This window comes from Streptomyces kronopolitis, from assembly GCF_014646275.1.
Classification (GTDB): Bacteria; Actinomycetota; Actinomycetes; order Streptomycetales; family Streptomycetaceae; genus Streptomyces; species Streptomyces kronopolitis.
Window position 1 is genome coordinate 1 of sequence record NZ_BMND01000060.1, and the last position, 23,063, is coordinate 23,063.

Below are 23,063 nucleotides of genomic sequence, written 5' to 3' on the forward strand. Positions count from 1 at the left end.
ATCAGGTGTTGGCTGTGGTGGCGGGTTCTGCGGTGAATCAGGATGGTGCGTCGAATGGTTTGACGGCGCCGAATGGTCCCTCGCAGCAGCGGGTGATTCGTCAGGCGCTGGCCGGTGCGGGACTCTCGCCGTCGGATGTGGATGTGGTCGAGGCGCACGGCACGGGAACGTCTCTGGGGGACCCGATCGAGGCCCAGGCGCTGCTTGCCACCTACGGTCAGGACCGTGACGGGGACCAGCCGTTGTGGCTGGGGTCGGTGAAGTCGAATATCGGGCATACGCAGGCGGCTGCGGGTGTGGCGGGTGTCATCAAGATGGTGCTGGCGTTGCAGCATGGTGTGTTGCCGCAGACGCTGCATGTGGATGAGCTGTCGTCGCATGTGGACTGGTCGGCGGGTGATGTGCGGCTGCTGACGGAAGCTGTGGCGTGGCCGGAGGGGGAGCGGCCGCGTCGGGCCGGTGTGTCGTCGTTCGGTATCAGTGGCACCAACGCCCACACCATCATCGAAGAAGCCCCGGCGACCGACGACATGGTGGAGAGCGCGGACAGCGCGGAGCCGCTCAAGCTGCCGACAGTGCCGTGGGTCATTTCCGGGCGTGATGAGGCCGGTTTGACGGCACAGGCGCAGCGGCTCCTGGCGCACCTCGAACGGTTCCCGCTCGATGCCTCCGACGATGTGGGCTATTCCCTGGCTACGTCGAGGGAGATATTCGACCACCGTGCGGTGCTGCTCGTCGACGATCACGAGACGGCTGTACAAGGCCTGACCGCACTCGCCGAAGGCCGAAAGGCTGCCGGAGTGGTACGCGGCGAGAGGAGCTACGGAAGGACCGCATTCCTGTTCACGGGACAGGGGGCGCAGCGATTGGGCATGGGCTGGGAGCTGTACGACACCTTCCCGGTCTTTGCGGATGCCTTTGATGCGGTGTGCGCCTGCTTTGACGGCGAGTTGGAGTCGTCGCTCCGAGGTGTGGTGTTCGGAGACGAGGCCGAACTGCTGGACCAGACGGGGTTCACTCAGCCGGCGTTGTTCGCCGTTGAGGTGGCGCTGTTCCGGCTGGTGGAGTCGTTCGGAGTCCGGCCGGACTATCTGGTGGGGCATTCCATCGGCGAATTGGCCGCCGCGCATGTGGCGGGCGTGCTGTCGCTGGAGGATGCGTGCCGGTTGGTGGTTGCCCGTGGGCGATTGATGCAGGCACTCCCGGCGGGCGGTGCGATGTTCGCGCTTCAGGCCACCGAGAACGAGGTGTTGCCGCTGTTGGAGGGCCAGGAGCAGCGGGTGAGTATTGCCGCGGTGAATGGCCCGCAGTCGGTGGTGGTCTCCGGTGAGGAGGCGGCGGTTGGGGAGATAGCCGACCGTTTCGAGTCCAAGGGTCGGAAGGTGAAGCGGCTGCGGGTGAGCCATGCGTTCCATTCGCCGTTGATGGAGCCGATGTTGGACGAGTTCCGGGCGGTAGCGGAAAGCGTGACGTACGAGGAGCCGCGTATTCCGGTGGTCTCGAATGTGACCGGTGAACTCGCCGGGACGGGCGAATTGGCCTCCGCGGAATACTGGGTGCGGCATGTGCGCGAGGCGGTCCGATTCGCCGACGGTGTGCGGTGGTTGGAGCAGCAGGGGGTGTCCCGGTTCCTGGAGATCGGGCCGGACGGCACGCTGACCGCCATGGCGCAGGCGTGTGCCGACAGCCCGGATCTGCTTCTGATGCCCGCGTTGCGGAAGGACCGGCTGGAGTCGGAAGCCCTGGTGGCGGCGATCAGCGGCATGTTCGTCAAGGGGGCGGAGGTGCGCTGGGATGCGCTCTTCCCCGGAGCGCAGCGGGTCGATCTGCCCACGTACGCGTTCCAGCACGAGCGGTTCTGGCCGAGCACCCCGGCGACGGCGGCGGGTAAGGCCGCGGCTCAGCCGGCGGACGACGGGGCCGCATGGTTCTGGGAGGCCGTGGAGCGCGAAGACCCGGACGCCTTGGCCGGGGAACTGGCCATCGCCGGGGACGCCTCGTGGGACGAGGCGCTGAGCGCCCTGTCAACGTGGCGGCGGCAGCAGCGTGAGCGTTCGGCCGTGGACGGCTGGCGGTATCGCGTGCAGTGGCAGCCGGTCGGTGCGAAGTCCGGCGAGAAGCTGTCCGGTCGCTGGCTGGCGGTGGTCCCCGAGGCCGCGACGGAGTCCGTCTGGGCCACGTCGGTGCTGGAGGGCCTGGCGGAATGTGGTGTCCAGGTGGAGCGGGTGGAGTGCGGCCCGGACGTGGACCGGGTCGCGCTGGCCGAGCGATGTGCGGAGTTCAAGGGCGAAGCCGTCGCGGGTGTGATGGTGCTGCCGAGCGGCGCGGAGGGGGAATCCGCCGCTGGCGTGCCGACGAGTGTGTGGTGGACGACTGTGGTGGTGCAGGCGCTGGGCGACGCGGGTGTCGGCGGGCGCGTGTGGGTGGTGACGCGAGGGGCGGTCGCCGTCGGTGGTGTGGAGGGTGGTCCGGATCCCGCGCAGGCCGGAGTGTGGGGCCTGGGTCGGGTGGCGGCGTTGGAGCTGCCGGATCGTTGGGGCGGCCTGGTGGACCTTCCGGAGGCCGTGGACCGTAAGGCTCTTGATCGGCTCGTTGGTGTTTTGGCCGATGGTGCTGAGGATCAGGTGGTCGTGCGGGCTTCCGGAGTGTTCGGGCGGCGGCTGGTGCACGCTCCGGCTCCCTCCGGGGAAGCGTCTGATGGGTGGCAGCCTCGCGGAACGGTGCTGATCACGGGTGGTACGGGTGCGCTCGGCGCTCGTGTGGCGCGGTGGGCGGCCGAGCGCGGAGCGGACCACGTGATCTTGACCAGCCGTCGTGGTCTGGAGGCTCCGGGCGCGGTGGAGCTGGAGGCGGAGCTGTCCGGCCTGGGTGTTCAGGTGACCGTGGCGGCCTGTGACGTCGCGGATCGGCGCGCGGTCAAGGCTCTGCTTGCCGAATCCCCTGTGGACGCCGTCGTTCATGCGGCGGGGGTCGTGGATTCCGTGCCTCTGGGTGACGCCGACGCGGAGCATTTCGCTGAGGTGATGGGAGCGAAGGTCTCCGGAGCCGTGGTGCTGGATGAGGTGCTGGGTGATCGTGAGCTGGATGCCTTCGTGGTGTTCTCGTCGATCGCTGGCGTCTGGGGGAGTGGCGGTCAGGCGGCGTATGCGGCGGGCAACGCCTTCGTCGAGGGTCTGGTCGAGGCGCGTCGTGCGCGAGGCGCGGCGGGTTGTGCGGTCGCATGGGGCCCGTGGTCTGGCGGCGGAATGGCTGGCACGGAGGGTGCGGAGGAGCATCTGCTGCGGCGTGGGCTGAGGGCGTTGGATCCGGTTCGTGCGGTGTCGGCGTTGGAGTCGGCTGTTGGCGCGGGTGAGGGTTCGGTGGTCGTGGCGGACGTGGAGTGGGAACGTTTCGCTCCGGCGTTCACGAGTGCCCGTCCAAGTCCGCTGCTGGAAGACCTGCCGGAGGTCGCCGACGCCGTACGCGGCACGTCCTCGGAGGCGGTCGAGGGTGCGGGGCAGTCCTTCGTCGACCGGTTCGCGGGAGTCTCCCCGGTGGAGCGCGCGCAGGCCGTACTCGATCTTGTACGTGGCCACACGGCTGCCGTTCTCGGATTCCGGGAGACGAAGGCCGTGGAACCCGTCAAGGCGTTCCGGGACCTGGGCTTCGACTCGCTCACCGCGGTCGAGCTGCGGAACGGACTGAATGCCGAGACCGGGATGCGGCTCCCCGCCACCCTGGTCTTCGACTACCCCACGCCCCAGCTTCTCGCGGAGCATGTACACGACACCCTGTTCGGCGCCGCGGACGCCGAGCCGGAGGCCGCCGTACTCGCTGACCTGGACCGTCTGGCCAGCGCGATTTCAGGATTTTCCCCAGAGAACGCGGCCAGGGGGCTCGTCGAGGCCCGTCTTCGGAGCATCCTGTCTGAGCTGGGCGGGGCGGCCGAGGCCGATGCGAAGTCCGCCGTGTCCCAGCAGCTGGACGCGGCCTCGGACGACGAGATCTTCGATTTCATCAATCAGGAGCTCGGCCGTTCCTGAACGCCGCTGGTGAACCGTTCCGGTCTACAACGTATGGGGCAAGTTCCACATGGCGAATGAAGAACGGCTTCGGGACTACCTCAAGTGGGTCACCGCGGACCTGCATGAGACCCGTCGGCGCCTGCAGGAGCTGGAATCTCAGCAGCAGGAGCCGGTCGCAATCGTCGGGATGAGCTGCCGCTTCCCCGGGGGTGTGAGCTCGCCGGAGGAATTCTGGCGACTGCTGCACGGTGGCGAGGACGCCATCTCCGAGTGGCCGCAGGACCGTGGCTGGGACGCCGACGCGTTGTACGACCCGGAGTCCGACGGGTCGGGCACGAGCTACTCGTGCAAGGGCGGCTTCGTCTACGAGGCCACCGAATTCGACCCTGGCTTCTTCGGGATCTCGCCGCGCGAGGCGCTCGCGATGGACCCGCAGCAGCGACTGCTTCTCGAAGCCTCCTGGGAGGCCTTCGAAGGCGCCGGAATCGACCCCCTCGGACTGCGCGGAAGCCGCAGCGGCATTTTCGTCGGCGCCAGCGGCCAGGAATACGGCGCCGGCCTTCGCGACATTCCCGACGATGTCCGCGGGCATCTGCTGACGGGTAACTCGACCTCGGTCGTGTCGGGGCGCGTCGCCTACACCCTGGGCCTTGAGGGCCCCGCGGTGACCGTCGACACGGCCTGCTCCTCCTCCCTCGTCGCGCTGCATCTGGCGTCGCAGGCCCTCCGGTCCGGCGAGTGCACGCTCGCCCTGGCGGGCGGGGTGACCGTGATGGCCACGCCGGGCGCGTTCATCGAGTTCAGCCGGCAGCGCGGCCTGGCGGCCGACGGCCGGTGCAAGGCGTTCGCTGAGGCCGCGGACGGCACGGGGTGGGCCGAGGGTGTCGGCATGCTGGTGCTGGAGCGCCTCTCGGACGCCCGGCGCAACGGCCACCGGGTCCTCGCGGTCGTCCGCGGCACCGCCGTGAACCAGGACGGCGCCTCCAACGGTCTGACCGCGCCGAACGGCCCCTCCCAGCAGCGGGTGATCCGCCAGGCGCTCGGGGCGGCCGGTCTGACGCCCTCCGACGTGGACGCGGTCGAGGCGCACGGAACGGGCACCTCCCTCGGCGACCCGATCGAGGCGCAGGCGCTGCTTGCGACATACGGTCAGGACCGGGACGAGGGCCGGCCGTTGTGGCTCGGCTCGGTGAAGTCGAACATCGGGCACACCCAGGCGGCCGCCGGTGCGGCCGGTGTCATCAAGATGGTGCTCGCGCTCCAGCACGGCATCCTGCCGCAGACCCTGCACGTCGATGAGCCGTCGTCACATGTGGACTGGACGACGGGCAATGTGCGGCTGCTCACCGAGCCCGTCGAATGGCCGGAGAACGATCGGCCGGGGCGCGCGGCGGTCTCCGCCTTCGGCGTCAGCGGAACCAACGCGCACGCGGTGCTGGAACAGGCACCCGAGGCGGAGCCCGCAGCCGAAGAAGAAGGCCAGCAGGACGACACGGCCGCAGCCATCCGGCTGCCGGTGGTGCCGTGGGTGCTCTCGGCCCGCACCGACGACGCCCTCCGCGACCAGGCCGGAAGGCTGCTCTCCCACCTCGACACCCACCCCGGGCACGACATCCACGACCTCGCCCGCTCGCTCGCCTCGACGCGCGCCGCACTGGAGAACCGCGCCATCGTCCTCGGCAGCAGCAGCGCGGAACTCGTCGCGGGACTGCACACCCTCGCGCGTGGCGAGCACGCCGAAAACATCGTGCGGGGAACGGACCTTCCCGGCACGAAGACGGCTTTTCTGTTCACGGGCCAGGGCTCTCAACGCGTGGGAATGGGGCGGGAGTTGTACGACTCCTTCCCGGTCTTCGCGGAAACCTTTGACGCGGTGTGTGCGCATTTCGACGGTGAGTTGGACTCGTCTCTGCGTGGTGTGGTGTTCGGCGAGGACGCCGAGCTGCTGAATCGGACGGGGTTCACTCAGCCGGCGTTGTTCGCCGTTGAGGTGGCGTTGTTCCGGTTGGTCGAGTCGTTCGGCGTCCGCCCCGACTTCCTGGTGGGGCATTCCATCGGTGAGTTGGTGGCCGCGCACGTCGCGGGTGTGTTGTCGCTGGAGGACGCCTGCCGTCTGGTGGCGGCTCGTGGTCGTCTGATGCAGGCGCTTCCGGCGGGTGGCGCGATGGTTGCCCTCCAGGCCACCGAAGCCGAGGTGTTGCCGCTGCTGGCGGGCCAGGAGCAGCGGGTGAGCATTGCCGCGGTGAACGGTCCGCAGTCGGTCGTGGTCTCCGGTGAGGAAGCCGCGGTCTCGGAGATCGCCGCCCGCTTCGAGTCCGAGGGCCGGAAGGTCAAGCGGCTCCAGGTCAGCCATGCCTTCCACTCGCCGTTGATGGACCCGATGCTGGAGGAGTTCCGGGCCGTCGCGGAGAGCGTGACGTTCGCCGAGCCCCGTATCCCGGTCGTCTCGAATGTCACCGGCCAACTCGCCACACCCCAAGAATTGACCTCCCCTGCCTACTGGGTGCGGCACGTCCGCGAGGCGGTCCGCTTCGCCGACGGCATCCGCTGGCTGGCGGAGCACAGCGTTGCCCGATTCCTCGAAATCGGGCCCGACGGCACGCTGACCGCGATGGCGCAGGCGTGTGGGGACGGTTCCGAGCAGGTGGCGGTCCCCGCGCTGCGGAGGGACCGGTCCGAGGCGCAGCACGTGGTGACGGCGCTCGCGCGGCTGCACGCACACGGCGAGGCACTCGACTGGGCCGCGCTGCTGCCCGGGACCCGGCCCGTCGACCTGCCGACGTACCCCTTTCAGCGTCAGCGCTACTGGCTGGCGGCGGCCGGAACCGCTGCTGAGAGCGACGCGGCGCAGGCGATCGACGGAGCCGACGCCGAACTCTGGGACGCCATCGAGCGCGGCGACGCCTCGGCCCTGGCCGGGGAACTCGCGATTGCCGGAGATGCCTCATGGGAGGAGGCGCGGACGGCGCTGTCGTCGTGGCGGCGGCAGCGGCGTGAGCGCTCCGTCGTGGACGGCTGGCGCTATCGGGTGGAGTGGAAGCCGCTGGCCACGCAGTCGGGCGGGGTGCCCGACGGCCGTTGGATAGCGGTGCTGGCCGCCGGGGACGCGTATGCCGAGGCCGTGGTGGAGGGGCTGGCGGCGTGCGGTGTCCGGATCGAGCGGGTGGAGTGTGCCGCGGGGGAGACCGACCGGGGAACGCTCGCCGCTCGGGTGCGTGCGGCGGCCGGTGAGGAGCCGGTCTCGGGCGTGCTGGCAGTCGGATCCGCGGACGCGGTGCGGACCGCGGTACTGGTGCAGGCACTGGGGGAAGCCGGCGTCGGCGGGCGACTGTGGGTCGTGACGCAGGGCGCTGTCGCGATCGGCCGGTCGGACGGTGGACCGGACCCGGTGCAGGCGGCGGCGTGGGGCGTCGGCCGGGTGGCGGCGCTGGAGTACCCGGACCGTTGGGGCGGTCTGGTGGACCTGCCGGAGGCCGTGGACCGCAGGGCATTCGATCGGCTGGCCGGGGTGCTCGCGGACGGCGCCGAGGACCAGGTGGCGGTGCGAGCCTCCGGCGTGTTCGGGCGCAGGCTGGCGCACGCCGCGGTCCCCGCCGGCGACGACACGGCCGACGGCTGGCAGCCGCACGGGACGGTGCTCATCACGGGCGGCACGGGCGCGCTGGGTGCCCGCGTGGCACGCTGGTTGGCCGAACGCGGCGCGGAGCACGTGCTCCTGACGAGCCGTCGTGGCCCGGAGGCGCCCGGCGCGCCCGAGCTGGAGGCGGAGCTGTCCGCCCTCGGCGTGCGGGTGACCGTGGCGGCCTGCGATGTCACGGACCCCGACGCCGTCGAGGCACTGCTCACCGAGCACCCCGTGGACGCCGTCTTCCACGCCGCCGCCGTGCTCGACGACGGCGTGCTCGACTCCCTCACCCCCGAACGGTTCACCACCGTCATGCGGGCCAAGGCCACCTCGGCCCAAAACCTCCACGAGTCGACCCGCGGCCGTGACCTGTCGGCCTTCGTCCTGTTCTCCTCCTTCGCGGGCACCATCGGCGCCGCCGGACAGGCCAACTACGCGGCCGCCAACGCCTACTTGGATGCCCTGGCCGAGCAGCGCGCGGCCGACGGACTGCCCGCGACCTCCCTCGCCTGGGGGCCGTGGGGCGAGAGCGGTATGGCGAGCGACGAGGCGATGGCCGAGCGCATGCGCCGGGGCGGAGTGTCCCCCCTGCGCCCCGACCTCGCCGTCGACGCCATGGAGCACGTGATCCGCTCCCGGACACCCGGCCTGGTGATCGCCGACATCACCTGGACGGACTTCCGTTCCGCCTTCGCCATGGTGCGCCCGAGCCCGCTGATCGGTGACCTCCCGGAAGTCCGCACCGCGGTCGAACTCGCCGCCGGGACGGCAGGCGACGACCACCGGTCCGACCTGCACCGCCAGCTCGCGGGACGCGAGCCGGCCGAACAGGACCGCGTCCTCACCGACCTCGTGCGGTCCTACGCCGCCGGAGTACTGCATTACTCGGGCCCCGCCGAGGTGCCGCCGAACCGGCCCTTCCGGGACCTCGGCGTCGACTCGCTGATCGCCGTCGAACTGCGCAACGCACTCAGCGTGGCCTGCGGCATCACCCTGAGCGCCACGGTGGTCTTCGACTACCCCACACCCACCGAACTGGCCGGCTTCCTGCGCACCCGGATCGCACCGGCGCACACGGATGCCGAGCAGGTGGCGGCCCCCTCCGCCGTCGACGGCGACCCGCTCGCCATCGTGGGGATGAGCTGCCGCTTCCCCGGCGGCGTCGACTCCCCGGAGGCCTTCTGGCAACTGCTGTCGGACGGCGCGGACGCCGTCGGAGCATTCCCCGCCGACCGCGGCTGGGACCTGACATCGGTCTACGACCCGGACCCGGACCACTCGGGAACCACCTACGTCAACGTCGGTGGCTTCCTGAAGGACGTGGATCGCTTTGAACCCGCCTTCTTCGGTATGAGCCCCCGGGAAGCGGTCGCCACCGACCCGCAGCAGCGGCTGCTGCTCGAAGTGTCCTGGGAGGCGCTGGAGCGCGCCGGGATCGATCCGCACTCCGTACGCGGCAGCCGGGCAGGCGTGTTCATCGGCACCAACGGCCAGGACTACCCCGCGCTGCTGGCCCACTCCCCGGACGACTTCGACGGCTACATCGGCACCGGAAACGCCGCGAGTGTGGTCTCCGGACGCGTCGCCTACACGCTCGGCCTGGAAGGCCCGGCGGTGACCGTGGACACCGCCTGCTCCTCCTCCCTGGTGGCCCTGCACTGGGCCGCGCAGGCCCTGCGCTCCGGCGAGTGCGACATGGCGCTGGTGGGCGGCGTGACGGTGATGTCCACGCCCGGAGCGTTCGTGGAGTTCAGCCGGCAGCGCGGACTCGCCCCGGACGGACGGTGCAAGGCCTTCGCCGCGGACGCCGATGGCACCGGCTGGGGCGAGGGCGTCGGCATGCTCCTCGTGGAGCGGCTCTCCGACGCCCGCCGGAACGGCCACCGGGTACTGGCCGTCGTGGCGGGCTCCGCGGTCAACCAGGACGGCGCCTCCAACGGTCTGACGGCCCCCAACGGCCCCTCCCAGCAGCGGGTGATCCGGCAGGCACTCGCGAGCGCCGGCCTGACCCCCTCGGACGTGGACGCGGTCGAGGCCCACGGCACGGGAACGGCCCTCGGCGACCCGATCGAGGCGCAGGCCCTCCTCGCCACCTACGGTCAGGACCGCGACGAGGACCGGCCCCTGTGGCTGGGCTCGGTGAAGTCGAACATCGGACACACTCAGGCGGCCGCGGGCGTCGCCGGTGTCATCAAGATGGTGCTGGCACTCCAGCACGGCGTACTTCCGCGCACCCTGCACGCGGACGCGCCCACGCCCCACGTGGACTGGTCGGAAGGCAACGTACGGCTGCTCACCGAGCCGGTCGCCTGGCCGCTCGACGACGAGGCGGCGGGCCGCGTCTGCCGGGCAGGCATCTCCTCGTTCGGCATCAGCGGCACCAACGCACATGTGGTGTTGGAAGGCGCCCCCGCACCGCAAGCCACCACCGAGGTCGTCCCGGCCGCCGCGCCCGAACGCCCTTCCCTCACCCCGCTGGTGCTCGCGGCACGCACCGAGCCCGCCCTCCGTGCACAGGCGGCTCGCCTGCGCACGGCCTACGAGGACAACCCCGCACTGGACCTGGCGGACCTGGGCTTCTCCCTCGCCACGACCCGCTCCTTGCGCTTCGACCACCGCGCCGTGGTCCTGGCGGACGACCCGGCATCGGCAGTCCACCGGCTGACCGCGCTCGCCGACGACCACCGGACCCCCGTCACCGGCGTCATCCATGGCACCCGGGCGGAGGGCCCACTGGCCCTGCTGTTCACGGGCCAGGGCGCTCAGCGGCCGGGAATGGGCCGCGAACTGTACGCCTCCTTCCCGGTGTTCGCGGATGCGTTTGACGCGGTGTGCGCGCACTTCGAGGACGAGTTGGAGTCGTCGCTTCGGGATGTGGTGTTCGGCGACGAGGCCGAGCTGCTGAATCGGACGGGTTTCACTCAGCCGGCGTTGTTCGCCGTCGAGGTGGCGCTGTTCCGGCTGGTGGAGTCGTTCGGTGTGCGGCCTGATTTCCTGGTGGGGCATTCCATCGGTGAGTTGGTGGCGGCGCACGTGGCGGGGGTGTTGTCGCTGGAGGATGCGTGCCGTCTGGTGGCGGCTCGTGGTCGGTTGATGCAGGCGCTGCCGTCGGGTGGGGCGATGGTGTCGCTTCAGGCGTCGGAGGATGAGGTGTTGCCGCTGCTGGAGGGTTTGGGGCAGCGGGTGAGTGTGGCTGCGGTGAATGGTCCGCAGTCGGTGGTGGTTTCCGGTGAGGAGGCGGCGGTTGCGGAGATCGCCGGCCGTTTCGAGTCCGAGGGTCGGAAGGTGAAGCGGCTCCAGGTCAGTCATGCGTTCCATTCGCCGTTGATGGAGCCGATGCTGGAGGGGTTCCTGGCGGTCGCGGAGAGCGTGACGTTCGCGGAGCCTCGTATCCCGGTGGTCTCGAATGTGACCGGTGAACTCGCCACGGCGGAGCAGTTGATGTCGCCCGAGTACTGGGTGCGGCATGTGCGGGAGGCGGTCCGATTCGCCGATGGTGTGCGGTGGTTGGAGCAGCAGGGGGTGTCCCGGTTCCTGGAGATCGGGCCGGACGGCACCCTGACCGCCATGGCACAGCTCTGCCTCTCGGCACCTGAGCTGCTTCTGCTCCCCGTCCTGCGGAAGGACCGCTCCGAGACGGAAGCCCTGCTGACCGCTGTCTCGCATGCGTTCGTGCTCGGCATGGACATGGACTGGGCCACGTGCTTCCCCGCCGCCCGGCGAGTGGATCTGCCGACGTACGCGTTCCAGCGCGAGCGCTACTGGCCGACGCCTGCACCTGCCGCCGACCCGACCGAGAACTGGCGGTATCGGGTGGAGTGGAAGCCGTTGGTGGCGGCGTCGGGTGGGGTGCTGGGCGGTCGTTGGCTCGCGGTGGTGGCTCCGGGTGAGGCGTGGTCCGAGGCCGTGGTGGACGGGCTGTCGGAGTGCGGTGTGCCGGTTGCGCGGATGGAGTGTGTCTCGGGGGAGGTGGACCGGGGGCTGCTGGCCGAGCGGGTGCGTGAGGCGGCGGGTGCGGAGCCGGTCGCCGGGGTGCTGGTCGTGGGGGCAGCGGACACGGTGGGTACTGCGGTGCTCGTGCAGGCGCTGGGGGATGCGGGTGTCGGTGGGCGCGTGTGGGTGGTGACGCGGGGGGCTGTCGTCGTTGGTGAGTCGGATGGTGGTCCGGACCCGGTGGGTGCGGCGGTGTGGGGCCTCGGCCGGGTGGCTGCGCTGGAGCTGCCGGATCGTTGGGGCGGTCTGGTGGATCTCCCGGGCGTCGTGGACCGCAGGGCGCTTGATCGGCTCGTTGGTGTTTTGGCCGATGGTGCTGAGGATCAGGTTGCGGTGCGGGCGTCGGGGGTGTTCGGGCGGCGCCTGGTGCACGCTCCGGCTCCCTCCGGGGACGCGGCTGATGGTTGGCAGCCTCGCGGAACGGTGCTGATCACAGGTGGTACGGGTGCGCTCGGTGCTCGTGTGGCGCGTTGGGCGGCCGAACGTGGTGCGGACCACGTGATCCTGACGAGCCGCCGTGGTTTGGAGGCTCCTGGTGCGGTGGAGCTGGAGGCGGAGCTGTCGGCGCTCGGTGTCCAGGTGACCGTGGCGGCCTGCGACGTGGCCGATCGGGATGCCGTGCAGGAGCTGCTGGCCGGGTGCGAGGTAGACGCCGTTGTTCACGCGGCGGGCGTGGTGGATTCCGTGCCCCTGGGTGACGCCGACGCGGAGCATTTCGCTGAGGTGATGGGGGCGAAGGTCTCCGGTGCCGTGGTGCTGGATGAGGTGCTGGGTGACCGTGAGCTGGATGCCTTTGTGGTGTTCTCGTCGATCGCTGGTGTCTGGGGGAGTGGCGGTCAGGCGGCGTATGCGGCGGGCAACGCCTTCGTCGAGGGTCTGGTCGAGGCGCGTCGTGCGCGAGGCGCGGCGGGTTGTGCGGTCGCATGGGGCCCGTGGGCCGGCGGCGGGATGGCTGGCACGGAGGGTGCGGAGGAGCATCTGCTGCGGCGTGGGCTGAGGGCGCTGGATCCGGTTCGTGCGGTGGCGGCTCTTGAGTCGGCTGTTGGCGCGGGTGAGGGTTCGGTGGTCGTGGCGGACGTGGAGTGGGAACGCTTCGCTCCGGCGTTCACCGGCGCTCGCCCGAGCCCGTTGCTGGAGGATCTGCCGGAGGTGCGGGCGGCGTTGGCTGCCGGCGCTGGTGGTGAGGTTTCCGGCTCTGGTGTGATGCGGGAGCGTCTCGCTGGGCTGTCGGTGGTGGAGCGGGAGCGGGCGCTGCTGGAGTTGGTGCGTACGCACGCCGCAGCGGTCCTCGGCTACCACAAGCCTGCTGATCTCGAAGTCGGCTCGACCTTCCGGGACTTGGGCTTCGACTCGCTCACCGCGGTCGAGCTGCGCAACGGGCTGAACGCCGAGACCGGCCTTCGGCTCCCCGCCACTCTGGTCTTCGACTACCCGACGCCGAGCGACCTGGCCGCGTTCTTGGACGCCGAGCTGTTCGGGACCGGGACGGTCACGTCGGCCGGTCTGCCGGTGCTGGCGTCCACCTCCGACGATCCGGTGGTCATCGTCGGGATGAGCTGCCGCCTTCCCGGTGGGGTGGCCAGCCCCGAGGACCTGTGGCGGCTGGTGGCCGGGGCGGAGGACGCGGTCTCCGGCTTCCCGACGGACCGTGGCTGGGACCTCGAATCGCTCTTTGGAGACGACGCCGACCAGGCAGGTGCGAGCCGCACACGCGCGGGCGGATTCCTGCGCGACGCCGCCCAGTTCGATCCGGCGTTCTTCGGCATCAGCCCACGGGAAGCGGTCGCGATCGACCCGCAGCAGCGGCTGCTGCTGGAGACCTCCTGGGAAGCCCTTGAGCGCTCCGGCGTCAGCCCCACGTCGGTCAAGGGCAGCCGCACCGGCGTATTCGTCGGTGCCAGCGCTTCGGGCTACGGGGCAGGGCTGCGGGAGGCACCGGAAGGACTCGGCGGCCACCTGCTCACTGGAAGCTCCGGCGCTGTGGTGTCGGGTCGGGTCTCGTATGCGCTGGGCCTGGAGGGGCCGGCCGTCACGGTGGACACGGCGTGTTCCTCGTCGCTGGTCGCCCTGCACCTGGCGGCACAGTCGCTGCGCTCGGGGGAGTGCGACCTCGCCCTCGCCGGCGGTGTGACGGTCATGGGCAACCCCGGAGCCTTCGTCGAGTTCAGCCTCCAGGGCGGCCTTGCCGCTGACGGTCGGTGCAAGGCGTTCTCGGACGCTGCGGATGGCACCGGCTGGGCCGAGGGCGCGGGCGTACTGGTGGTGGAGCGGCTGTCGGATGCCCGGCGCAATGGGCACCGGGTGTTGGCCGTGGTGCGCGGCAGCGCGGTGAATCAGGATGGTGCGTCGAATGGTTTGACGGCGCCGAACGGTCCCTCGCAGCAGCGGGTGATCCGGCAGGCGCTGGCCGGTGCGGGACTGTCGGCGTCCGATGTGGACGTGGTTGAGGCGCACGGCACGGGAACGTCGTTGGGTGACCCGATCGAGGCGCAGGCGCTGCTTGCGACGTATGGCCAGGATCGGGATGAAGAGCGTCCTCTGTGGCTGGGTTCGGTGAAGTCGAACATCGGTCATACGCAGGCTGCCGCGGGTGCGGCCGGTGTCATCAAGATGGTGCTGGCGCTCCAGCACCGCATCCTGCCCCAGACCTTGCACGCCGATGAGCCGTCGTCGCACGTGGACTGGTCGGCGGGCAATGTGCGGCTGCTCACCGAAGCCGTCGGATGGCCGGAGAGCGGCCGTCCGGGACGGGCGGCGGTCTCGGCCTTCGGCGTGAGTGGGACCAATGCGCATGTGGTGATCGAGCAGGCTCCGGTGGAGGAGAGCGCGGAAGCCGGGCCGTTGGGTGTGGTGGGCGGTGTGGTGCCGTGGGTGGTGTCGGCGCGGAGTCGGGAGGGGTTGCGGGCGCAGGCGCAGCGGTTGTTGGCGCATGTGGAGGCCCGGCCTGAACTCGGGGCACCGGAGGTGGGGTTCGCCCTCGCCACGACACGATCGGCGTTCGAGCACCGAGCCGTCGTCCTCGGCACCGAGCGCACGGAACTCCTTGCAGGCCTCACCGCCGTGGCAGAGGGAACGGCTGCGGCCAACGCCGTAACGGGTGCAGTGGACACCGGAGGTCGGTTGGCTCTGCTGTTCACGGGTCAGGGTGCACAGAGGTTGGGGATGGGGCGTGAGCTGTATGACGCGTTCCCGGTGTTCGCCGATGCCTTTGACGCCGTGTGTGCGCACTTTGACGGTGAGCTGGCTTCGCCCCTGCGGGATGTGGTGTTCGGCGAGGACGCGGAGCCTCTGAGTCGGACGGGGTTCACTCAGCCGGCGTTGTTCGCCGTCGAGGTGGCGTTGTTCCGGCTGGTGGAGTCGTTCGGTGTCCGGCCGGACTACCTGGTGGGGCATTCCATCGGTGAGTTGGTGGCCGCGCACATCGCGGGCGTGCTGTCGTTGGAGGACGCCTGCCGTCTGGTGGCGGCTCGTGGTCGTCTGATGCAGGCGCTTCCGGCGGGTGGTGCCATGGTCGCGCTTCAGGCCGCCGAGGATGAGGTGTTGCCGCTGCTGGAGGGCCAGGAGCAGCGGGTGAGCATCGCCGCCGTGAACGGCCCGAAGTCAGTCGTCGTCTCCGGCGAGGAAGCGGCAGTGGCAGCCATCGCCGACCGCTTCGAGTCTGATGGTCGGAAGGTCAAGCGGCTCCAGGTCAGCCACGCCTTCCACTCGCCGTTGATGGAGCCGATGCTGGAGGAGTTCCGGGCGGTCGCGGAGAGCGTGTCGTTCGCCGAGCCCCGTATCCCGGTCGTCTCGAACGTCACCGGCCAACTCGCCACGCCCCAGGACCTGACGTCCCCTGCTTACTGGGTGCGGCACGTCCGCGAGGCCGTTCGGTTCGCCGACGGCATCCGGTGGCTGGCGGAGCACGAGGTCACCCGGTTCCTGGAGATCGGTCCGGACGGCACCCTCACCGCCATGGCGCAAGGTTGCCTTGACAACGACACGGCCACGGCCACGGATCCCGACGCGGGCCCGGTTCTCATCCCCACCCTGCGTGGCGACGACCGCGGCGAGATATCCGCCGTACTGACCGCCGCCGGACGCGCCTTCGCCCACGGCCTCACCATCAACTGGCCGACCTTCTTCGCGACCACCCCCAACGAGGGCACCGGCAGCGAGGCCACCACCCCCATCGACCTCCCCACCTACGCCTTCCAACACCAGCCCTACTGGCTGGAGATTCCGTCCACCACCGCGGATGCCGCCTCGATCGGTCTTGCCGCGGCCGAGCACCCGCTGCTCGGGGCGACGGTGTCGCTGGCCGGGGGCCATGAGGTGGTGCTGACCGGGCGGCTCTCGCCCCGTACGCAGCCGTGGCTTGCCGAGCACCGTATCGCTGGTGCGATCGTCGTCCCGAGCACCGCACTCCTGGAGCTGGCGGTGCGTGCGGGCGATGAGGTCGGTTGCTCGCACATCAGGGAACTCGCCCTGGAGGCGCCGCTGGTGCTCGCCGAGGACGGGGCGGTGCAGTTGCAGCTCCGCATCGAGGACCCGGACGCGTCCGGTGATCGGGCGCTCGGTGTGTACGCGCGTCCCGTGGCGGCCTCGGCCGATGCGCCGTGGACGCGGCATGCGAGCGGTGTCCTGGCGGAGAGCGGACCGTCGGAGGCCTTCGACTTCGCCGTGTGGCCGCCGGCCGGCGCGGAGCCCGTGGGCATCGATGACCTGTACGACGGGCTGACGGCGGCCGGGTTCGACTACGGTTCGGCCTTCCGCGGTGTGCGGGCCGTCTGGCAGGGGGCCGATGGCGTCTACGCGGAGGCCGAACTGCCGGACTCCGCCGCGGCCGGGCAATTCGCCCTCCATCCCGCGCTGTTGGACGCGGCGCTCCATCCGCTCGGCCTGGGGCTGCTGGACGGTGTGGCCACGGAGGCCGTGCTGTTCGCGTGGAGCGGTGCCTCGCTGCAGGCGACCGGTGCGAGCGCGCTGCGGATCCGGCTGGCCCGTCGTGGGCCCGACGAGGTGTCCCTCCAGGCCGCCGACGGCACCGGGCAGCCGGTGCTCGCGGTCGAGTCGATGCTGATGCGCAGGACCGGTAAGCTGCGGGACGAGCGGACGCCGTCGCTGCCGGCTTCACTGCTCCGTCTCGACTGGGCACCGATCGCCGTCGAAGGGGCCGGGGAGTCGGACGGCGGCGAGAACGCGGCGGCGAATGCCGATGTGCCGCGGCTGACGGTAGTGGGAAGCGACCCGCTCGGCCTGGCCGAGACTCTGGGCACACCCACCGTCGAGTCCGCGGAAGCCGCAGCCGACTCCACGATCCGCCCCGTGCTCCTGACCGGTGTCACCACCCTCGCCGAAGCACGCACCACCCTCAGCGAGTTCGGCGAACGGCTCGGGCAGGAGTCGGCGTCGGCCCGCCTGGTGTTCGTCACCCGAGGTGCCCTGGCCCTCGGTGACGAGGTTCCGGACGCGGCGGCCGCCGCCCTCTGGGAAGAGCTTCGCGTCATCCAGGCCGAGCGCCCGGGCCGGATCGTGCTCGTGGACGTCGATGACGACCTCGACTCACACCGTGTGCTCCCGGCCGCGCTCGCCACGGACGAGTCCGAGCTCGCGGTCCGCGGGGGTGAGGTGTCGGCCGCGCGGCTGGTCAGGTGCGCCTCCGGCGCCGCCACCGCCCTGGACCTGGAGCCCGGAGGAACGGTGCTGGTCACCGGCCCGTTCGCCGAACAGGTCGCCGCCGTCCTCGAATCCCAGGGAGACATCCGGACCGTCGCCCACCCGGACCGGGGCGCGGCAGCGGATGCCGGCCAGGATCCCCACGACCTGCAGTCAGCCATCGCCACCGCCCGAGCGGCCGGACGCCCGCTCAGCGCCCTCGTGCACACCGCCGACCTCGGCCGGAGCCGCGATGTCGACACGGCGCGCGCGCTCGATGAGCTGACCCGCCGCACCGGTGCGGACGGCGCTCCGCCCGCGTTCATCCTCCTCGGCGTCGGCGGCCCGGCCGGCGCTCCGACGGGCGGGCAGCTCGCCGCGCTCGCCCACCGCCGGGCCGGAGCCGGCCTGCCGGTGCTGGCACTGCTCCCGCCGTCCGGCGCCGAGACGCCGGGGCTGTCGCCGGTGTCGGTGGAGGAGACCGCGGCGCTGCTGGGCGCGGCCCAGGCCACCGGCCGGACGGTGCTGCGTCCCGCGCGGGTGGACCGCGCCGCGCTGCGCGGCTCCGCGACCCCGCTGCCGGCCGTCCTCAGCGCGCTGGCGCAGGGCTCCGGGCGGCGGATCGCCACCCGTGAACAGGCCACCGCGGCCTCCGGCCTGGCGCGCCGACTCGCCGGGAAGGGCGCGGCCGAACGCGGCCGCGCGCTGCTCACCGTCGTCCGTACCCAGGTCGCCCACGTCCTCGGCTACGCGGGGCCGGACGAGGTGGAGCCCTCCCGGAGCTTCACCGACCTCGGATTCACCTCCCTCACCGCCGTCGAGCTGCGCAACCAGCTCAGGGCGGCGACGGGGATGGCGCTGCCCGCCACCCTCGTCTTCGACTACCCGACCCCGGTGGCGCTCGCCCGCTACCTGGACACCGAACTCACCGGAGAGACTGGTGACTTGGCGCCTGTGGCGCCCGGCGCTCCCGTCGACGACGACTCCATCGTCATCGTTGGGATGAGCTGCCGCTACCCGGGCGGCATCCGTACGCCCGAGGAGCTGTGGGAACTGGTCGCCGCGGGTGGCGACGGGATCTCCCCGTTCCCCGCCGACCGGGGCTGGGACCTCGCCGGCCTCTACCACCCGGACCCGGACCACCCGGGCACCTGCTACACCCGCGAAGGCGGCTTCCTGCACGACGCCAGCCACTTCGACCCGGGCTTCTTCGGCATCAGCCCCCGCGAGGCACTGTCGATGGACCCGCAGCAGCGACTCCTCCTCGAAGCGTCGTGGGAGGCCCTGGAGCGCTCCGGGATCGACCCCGCGGCCGCCCGCGGCACCCTCACCGGCGTCTTCGCGGGCGTCACCTACCAGGACTACATCGGCATCCTCAGCGGAGCGCAGGAGAGCTTCGAGGGCTACGTCGGCACCGGGAACTCGCCCAGCGTGCTGTCCGGTCGGATCGCCTACACCCTCGGCCTCGAAGGGCCGGCGGTCAGCGTCGACACCGCCTGCTCCTCGTCCCTGGTCGCCCTGCACCTGGCCGTCCAGTCGCTCCGTCAGGGCGAGTGCGATCTCGCGCTCGCGGGCGGTGTGACGGTGATGTCCACCCCCGGCTCGCTCATCGAGTTCAGCCGGCAGCGGGCGCTCGCGGAGGACGGCCGCTGCAAGCCGTTCTCGGCCGACGCCGACGGTGCGAGCTGGGCCGAGGGCGTCGGCATGGTGGCCGTCGAGCGGCTGTCCGACGCGCGGCGCAACGGGCACCCCGTCCTGGCCGTCATCCGCGGCAGCGCCCTCAACCAGGACGGCGCCTCCAACGGCCTGACCGCCCCCAACGGCCCCTCCCAGCAGCGCGTCATCCGCCGGGCACTGGCCGCCGCCGGACTCACCCCCCAGCAGGTCGACGCCGTCGAGGCGCACGGCACCGGGACCACCCTCGGCGACCCGATCGAGGCCCAGGCCCTGATCGCGGCCTACGGCCAGGACCGCGACGAGGACCGGCCGCTGTGGCTCGGCTCGCTGAAGTCCAACATCGGACACAGCCAGGCCGCCGCCGGAGTGGGCGGCGTCATCAAGATGGTGATGGCCCTGCGCAACGGGCTGCTGCCCCGGACGCTGCACGCCGACGAGCCCAGCCCGCACGTCGACTGGACGGCCGGCCAGGTACGGCTGCTCAACGAGGCCGTCACCTGGCCCGACGCCGACGAGCCGCGCCGGGCCGGCGTCTCCTCGTTCGGCATGAGCGGCACCAACGCCCACGTCATCGTCGAGCAGGCACCCCGGCAGCCGGACCGGCGGGAGACCCCGGCGGTGTCCGCCCTGCCCGTCGTGCCGGTGCCCCTGTCGGCGCGCAGCGCGGAGGCGCTGCGCGACCAGGCCGCACGGCTGCGCGCCCACCTGCTCGCCCGGCCCGCCGGGTGCGAGCTGCCCGGCCTCGGCTTCTCGCTCGCCACGACCCGCTCCGCCTTCGAGCACCGGGCGGTGCTCGTCGCGGCCGACCGGGACGGCCTCGACCGCGGTCTGCGCGAGATCGCCGAGGGCGCGATGGTCTCCGACGTGCCCCGCGGCGTCGCCCGCGACGGCAGCGCCCGCCCCGTCCTGGTCTTCCCCGGCCAGGGCAGCCAGTGGGCCGGCATGGCCCGCGAACTCCTCGACACCGCACCGGTGTTCGCCGACCGCCTGGCCGCCTGCGAGCGCGCCCTCGCCCCCTTCGTCGACTGGTCGCTGACGGCCGTGCTGCGCGGCGACGCCGACGCACCCGACCTGGAACGGGTCGACGTGGTCCAGCCCGCACTGTGGGCCGTCATGGTCTCGCTCGCCGAGCTGTGGCGCTCCTACGGAGTCGAGCCCGACGCCGTCGTCGGCCACAGCCAGGGCGAGATCGCCGCCGCCTGCGTCGCCGGGGCACTGACCCTGGACGACGGGGCGCGCGTGGTGGCCCTGCGCAGCCGGGCCCTGACCGCCGTCACGGGAAGCGGCGGCATGATGTCCGTCCAGCTGCCCGCAGAAGCGGTGCGCGAGCGGATCGAGCCGTGGGGCGAGCGGCTGTCCGTCGCCGCCGTCAACGGCCCCGCCTCCGTCGTGGTCTCCGGTGCCGCGGACGCCCTCGACGAACTGTTCGCCGCACTGACCGCGGACGGTGTGCGGGCCCGCAAGGTGTCCGTCGACTACGGCTCCCACTCGGCACAGGTCGAGCCGGTACGGGACCGGGTCCTCGAAGCCCTCGACGGCATCCGCCCGGCCGAGGCCGCCATCCCGTTCTTCTCCACCGTCACCGGCCAGTGGCAGGACACCACCGGCCTCGACCCCGACTACTGGTACACCAACCTGCGGCAGACCGTCCGGTTCGAGGACGCCCTGCGCGGCCTGGTGGCCGCCGGGCACCGGGCCTTCATCGAGGTCAGCCCGCACCCCGTGCTGACCGGCGGGATCCGTGACTGCGTGGACGCGCTCGGCACGGACGCCGCTGTACTCGGCACCCTGCGCCGGGACGAGGGCGGCCTCGGCCGGCTGCTGACCTCCCTCGCCGAAGCCCACGCCCAGGGCGTGGACGTCGACTGGACCGCCGTCTTCGCCGGCACCGGCGCATCCCGCGTCGACCTGCCGACCTACGCCTTCCAGCGCGCGCGGTACTGGCCCCAGGCACGCGAACTGGCCGCCGCCGACAGCCCCGACGCGCCGCTGTCCGACACCGTCGAGGCGAAGTTCTGGGAGAGCGTCGAGAAGGAAGACCTCCAGGCGCTGACCGACACGCTCCACCTGGACGGCAACCAGCCGCTGAGCGCCGTACTGCCCGCGCTCTCCTCGTGGCGCAGGAACAGCCGCGAGAAGTCCACCGTCGACAGCTGGCGCTACACCGTGCGCTGGTCACCGCTCGCCGAGCGCACCGCCGCCGCCCTGCACGGCACCTGGCTGCTGGCCGCCCCCGCACCTGCCTCGCAGGACGCGGCCGGCCGGATCGCCGCCGTACAGGACGCCCTCACGGCCCACGGTGCCCGGGTACGCCTCGTCGGCCTCACGCCCGAGGACGGCGGCAGCCGCGAACGGACCGCCGCACGGCTGCGCGAGGAACTCGGGGACGACGACCTCACCGGAGTCCTCTCGCTCCTCCCGCTCGACGAGCAGGCCCACCCCGACCACCCCGCCGTGCCCCTCGGCCTGTCCGCGACCCTGTCCCTGGTCCAGGCGCTCGGCGACCTCGGCATCGGCGCGCCCCTGTGGTGCGCGACCCGCGGCGCGGTCGCCATCGGCCGCTCCGAGTCCGTCACCCACGCCCACCAGGCCCTGGTCTGGGGCATGGGCCGGGTCGCCGCGCTGGAGCACTCCGACCGCTGGGGCGGCCTCATCGACCTGCCCGAGACGCTCGACAAGCGGGCCGCCGACCGCCTCTGCGCCCTGCTCGCCGACCCGGACGGCGAGGACCAGATCGCCCTGCGCGGCTCCGGCGCCTACGGCCGCCGACTGGCCCGCGCCCCGCTGGCCGGCACACCGCCGCAGCGCACCTGGCGGCCCCGCGGCACCGTCCTCGTCACCGGCGGCACCGGCGCCGTCGGCGGCCACATCGCCCGCTGGCTGGCCCGCGAAGGCGCCGAGCACCTGCTGCTCACCAGCCGCCGCGGCGCCGACGCCCCGGGCGCGGCGGAACTCGAAGCGGAACTCACCGCGCTCGGCTCCCGCGTCACCTTCGCCGCCTGCGACGTCGCCGACCGCGACGCGCTCGGCGAGCTGCTGGCGGCCGTCCCCGAGCAGTACCCGCTCGACGCGGTCATGCACGTCGCGGGCTCCCTCGACGACGGTGTCATCGACTCCCTCGACCCGGGCCGGATGGACACCGTGCTGCGCGCCAAGGTCACCGCGGCGCTCAACCTCCACGAGCTGACCCGGGACCGGGACCTGTCCGCCTTCGTGCTCTTCTCCTCCACCTCCGGCACCATCAGCGGCCCGGGCCTGGGCAACTACGCCCCCGGCAACGCCTTCCTCGACGCCCTCGCCGACCGGCGCCGTGCCGAAGGACTGCCCGCCACCGCCGTCGCCTGGGGCCACTGGTCCGGAGACGGCATGGGCGAAGGCGCCGTCGGCGACCGGCTCCGGCGCTACGGCGTCTACGACATGCAGCCCGAACTGGCCTGCGGCGCACTCCGCCAGGCCCTCGACCACGACGAGGCCTACGTCTCCGTCACCGACCTCGGCTGGGACAAGTTCACCCCCGCCTTCACCGCCTCCCGGCCCAGCGCACTGCTGCGCGACCTCCCGGACGCCCAGCGCGTCCTGGAGACGGCACAGGAGAGCGACGACACCGGATCCGACGCCGCCAAGCTGCTCCAGCACCTCGCCGGCCTCTCCGGGGCGGAACGCGCCGCCATGGTCCTGGACGTCGTCCGCAGCTACGTCGCCACCGTGCTCGGCTACGCCGGACCCTCCGCGGTCGACCCCGAACGGGCCTTCAGCGACCTCGGATTCGACTCGCTCAGCGCCGTAGAGCTGCGCAACGGCATGAACGGCATCACCGGACTGCGGCTGCCCGCGACCCTCGTCTTCGACTACCCGACCTGCGCCGTACTCGCCGACTTCCTGCTCACCGAACTGTCCGACACGGCGCCCCAGGACGCCTCCGCGCCGGCACCGGCCGCCGTGACGGCGGGACAGCCGGAGCACGACGAACCGGTGGTGATTGTGGGGATGAGTTGCCGGTTCCCGGGTGGGGTGCGGTCGCCGGAGGAGCTGTGGGGGTTGTTGGTTGGGGGTGGGGATGGTGTGGTGCCGTTCCCGGTGGATCGTGGTTGGGATGTTGAGGGGTTGTATGACCCTGAGCCGGGTGT

Annotated in this window: 2 protein-coding genes; both read left to right on the forward strand. The window is 71.9% G+C overall.

The features are described from left to right. A partial coding sequence (locus IEY78_RS32400; RefSeq protein WP_189104461.1) for a type I polyketide synthase occupies positions 1 to 4,022 on the forward strand: 4,022 nt, incomplete at its 5' end. 49 nt (positions 4,023 to 4,071) lie between these two features. Further along, positions 4,072 to 23,063 (forward strand): type I polyketide synthase (locus IEY78_RS32405; RefSeq protein WP_189104464.1); only part of this gene is annotated, 18,992 nt, incomplete at its 3' end.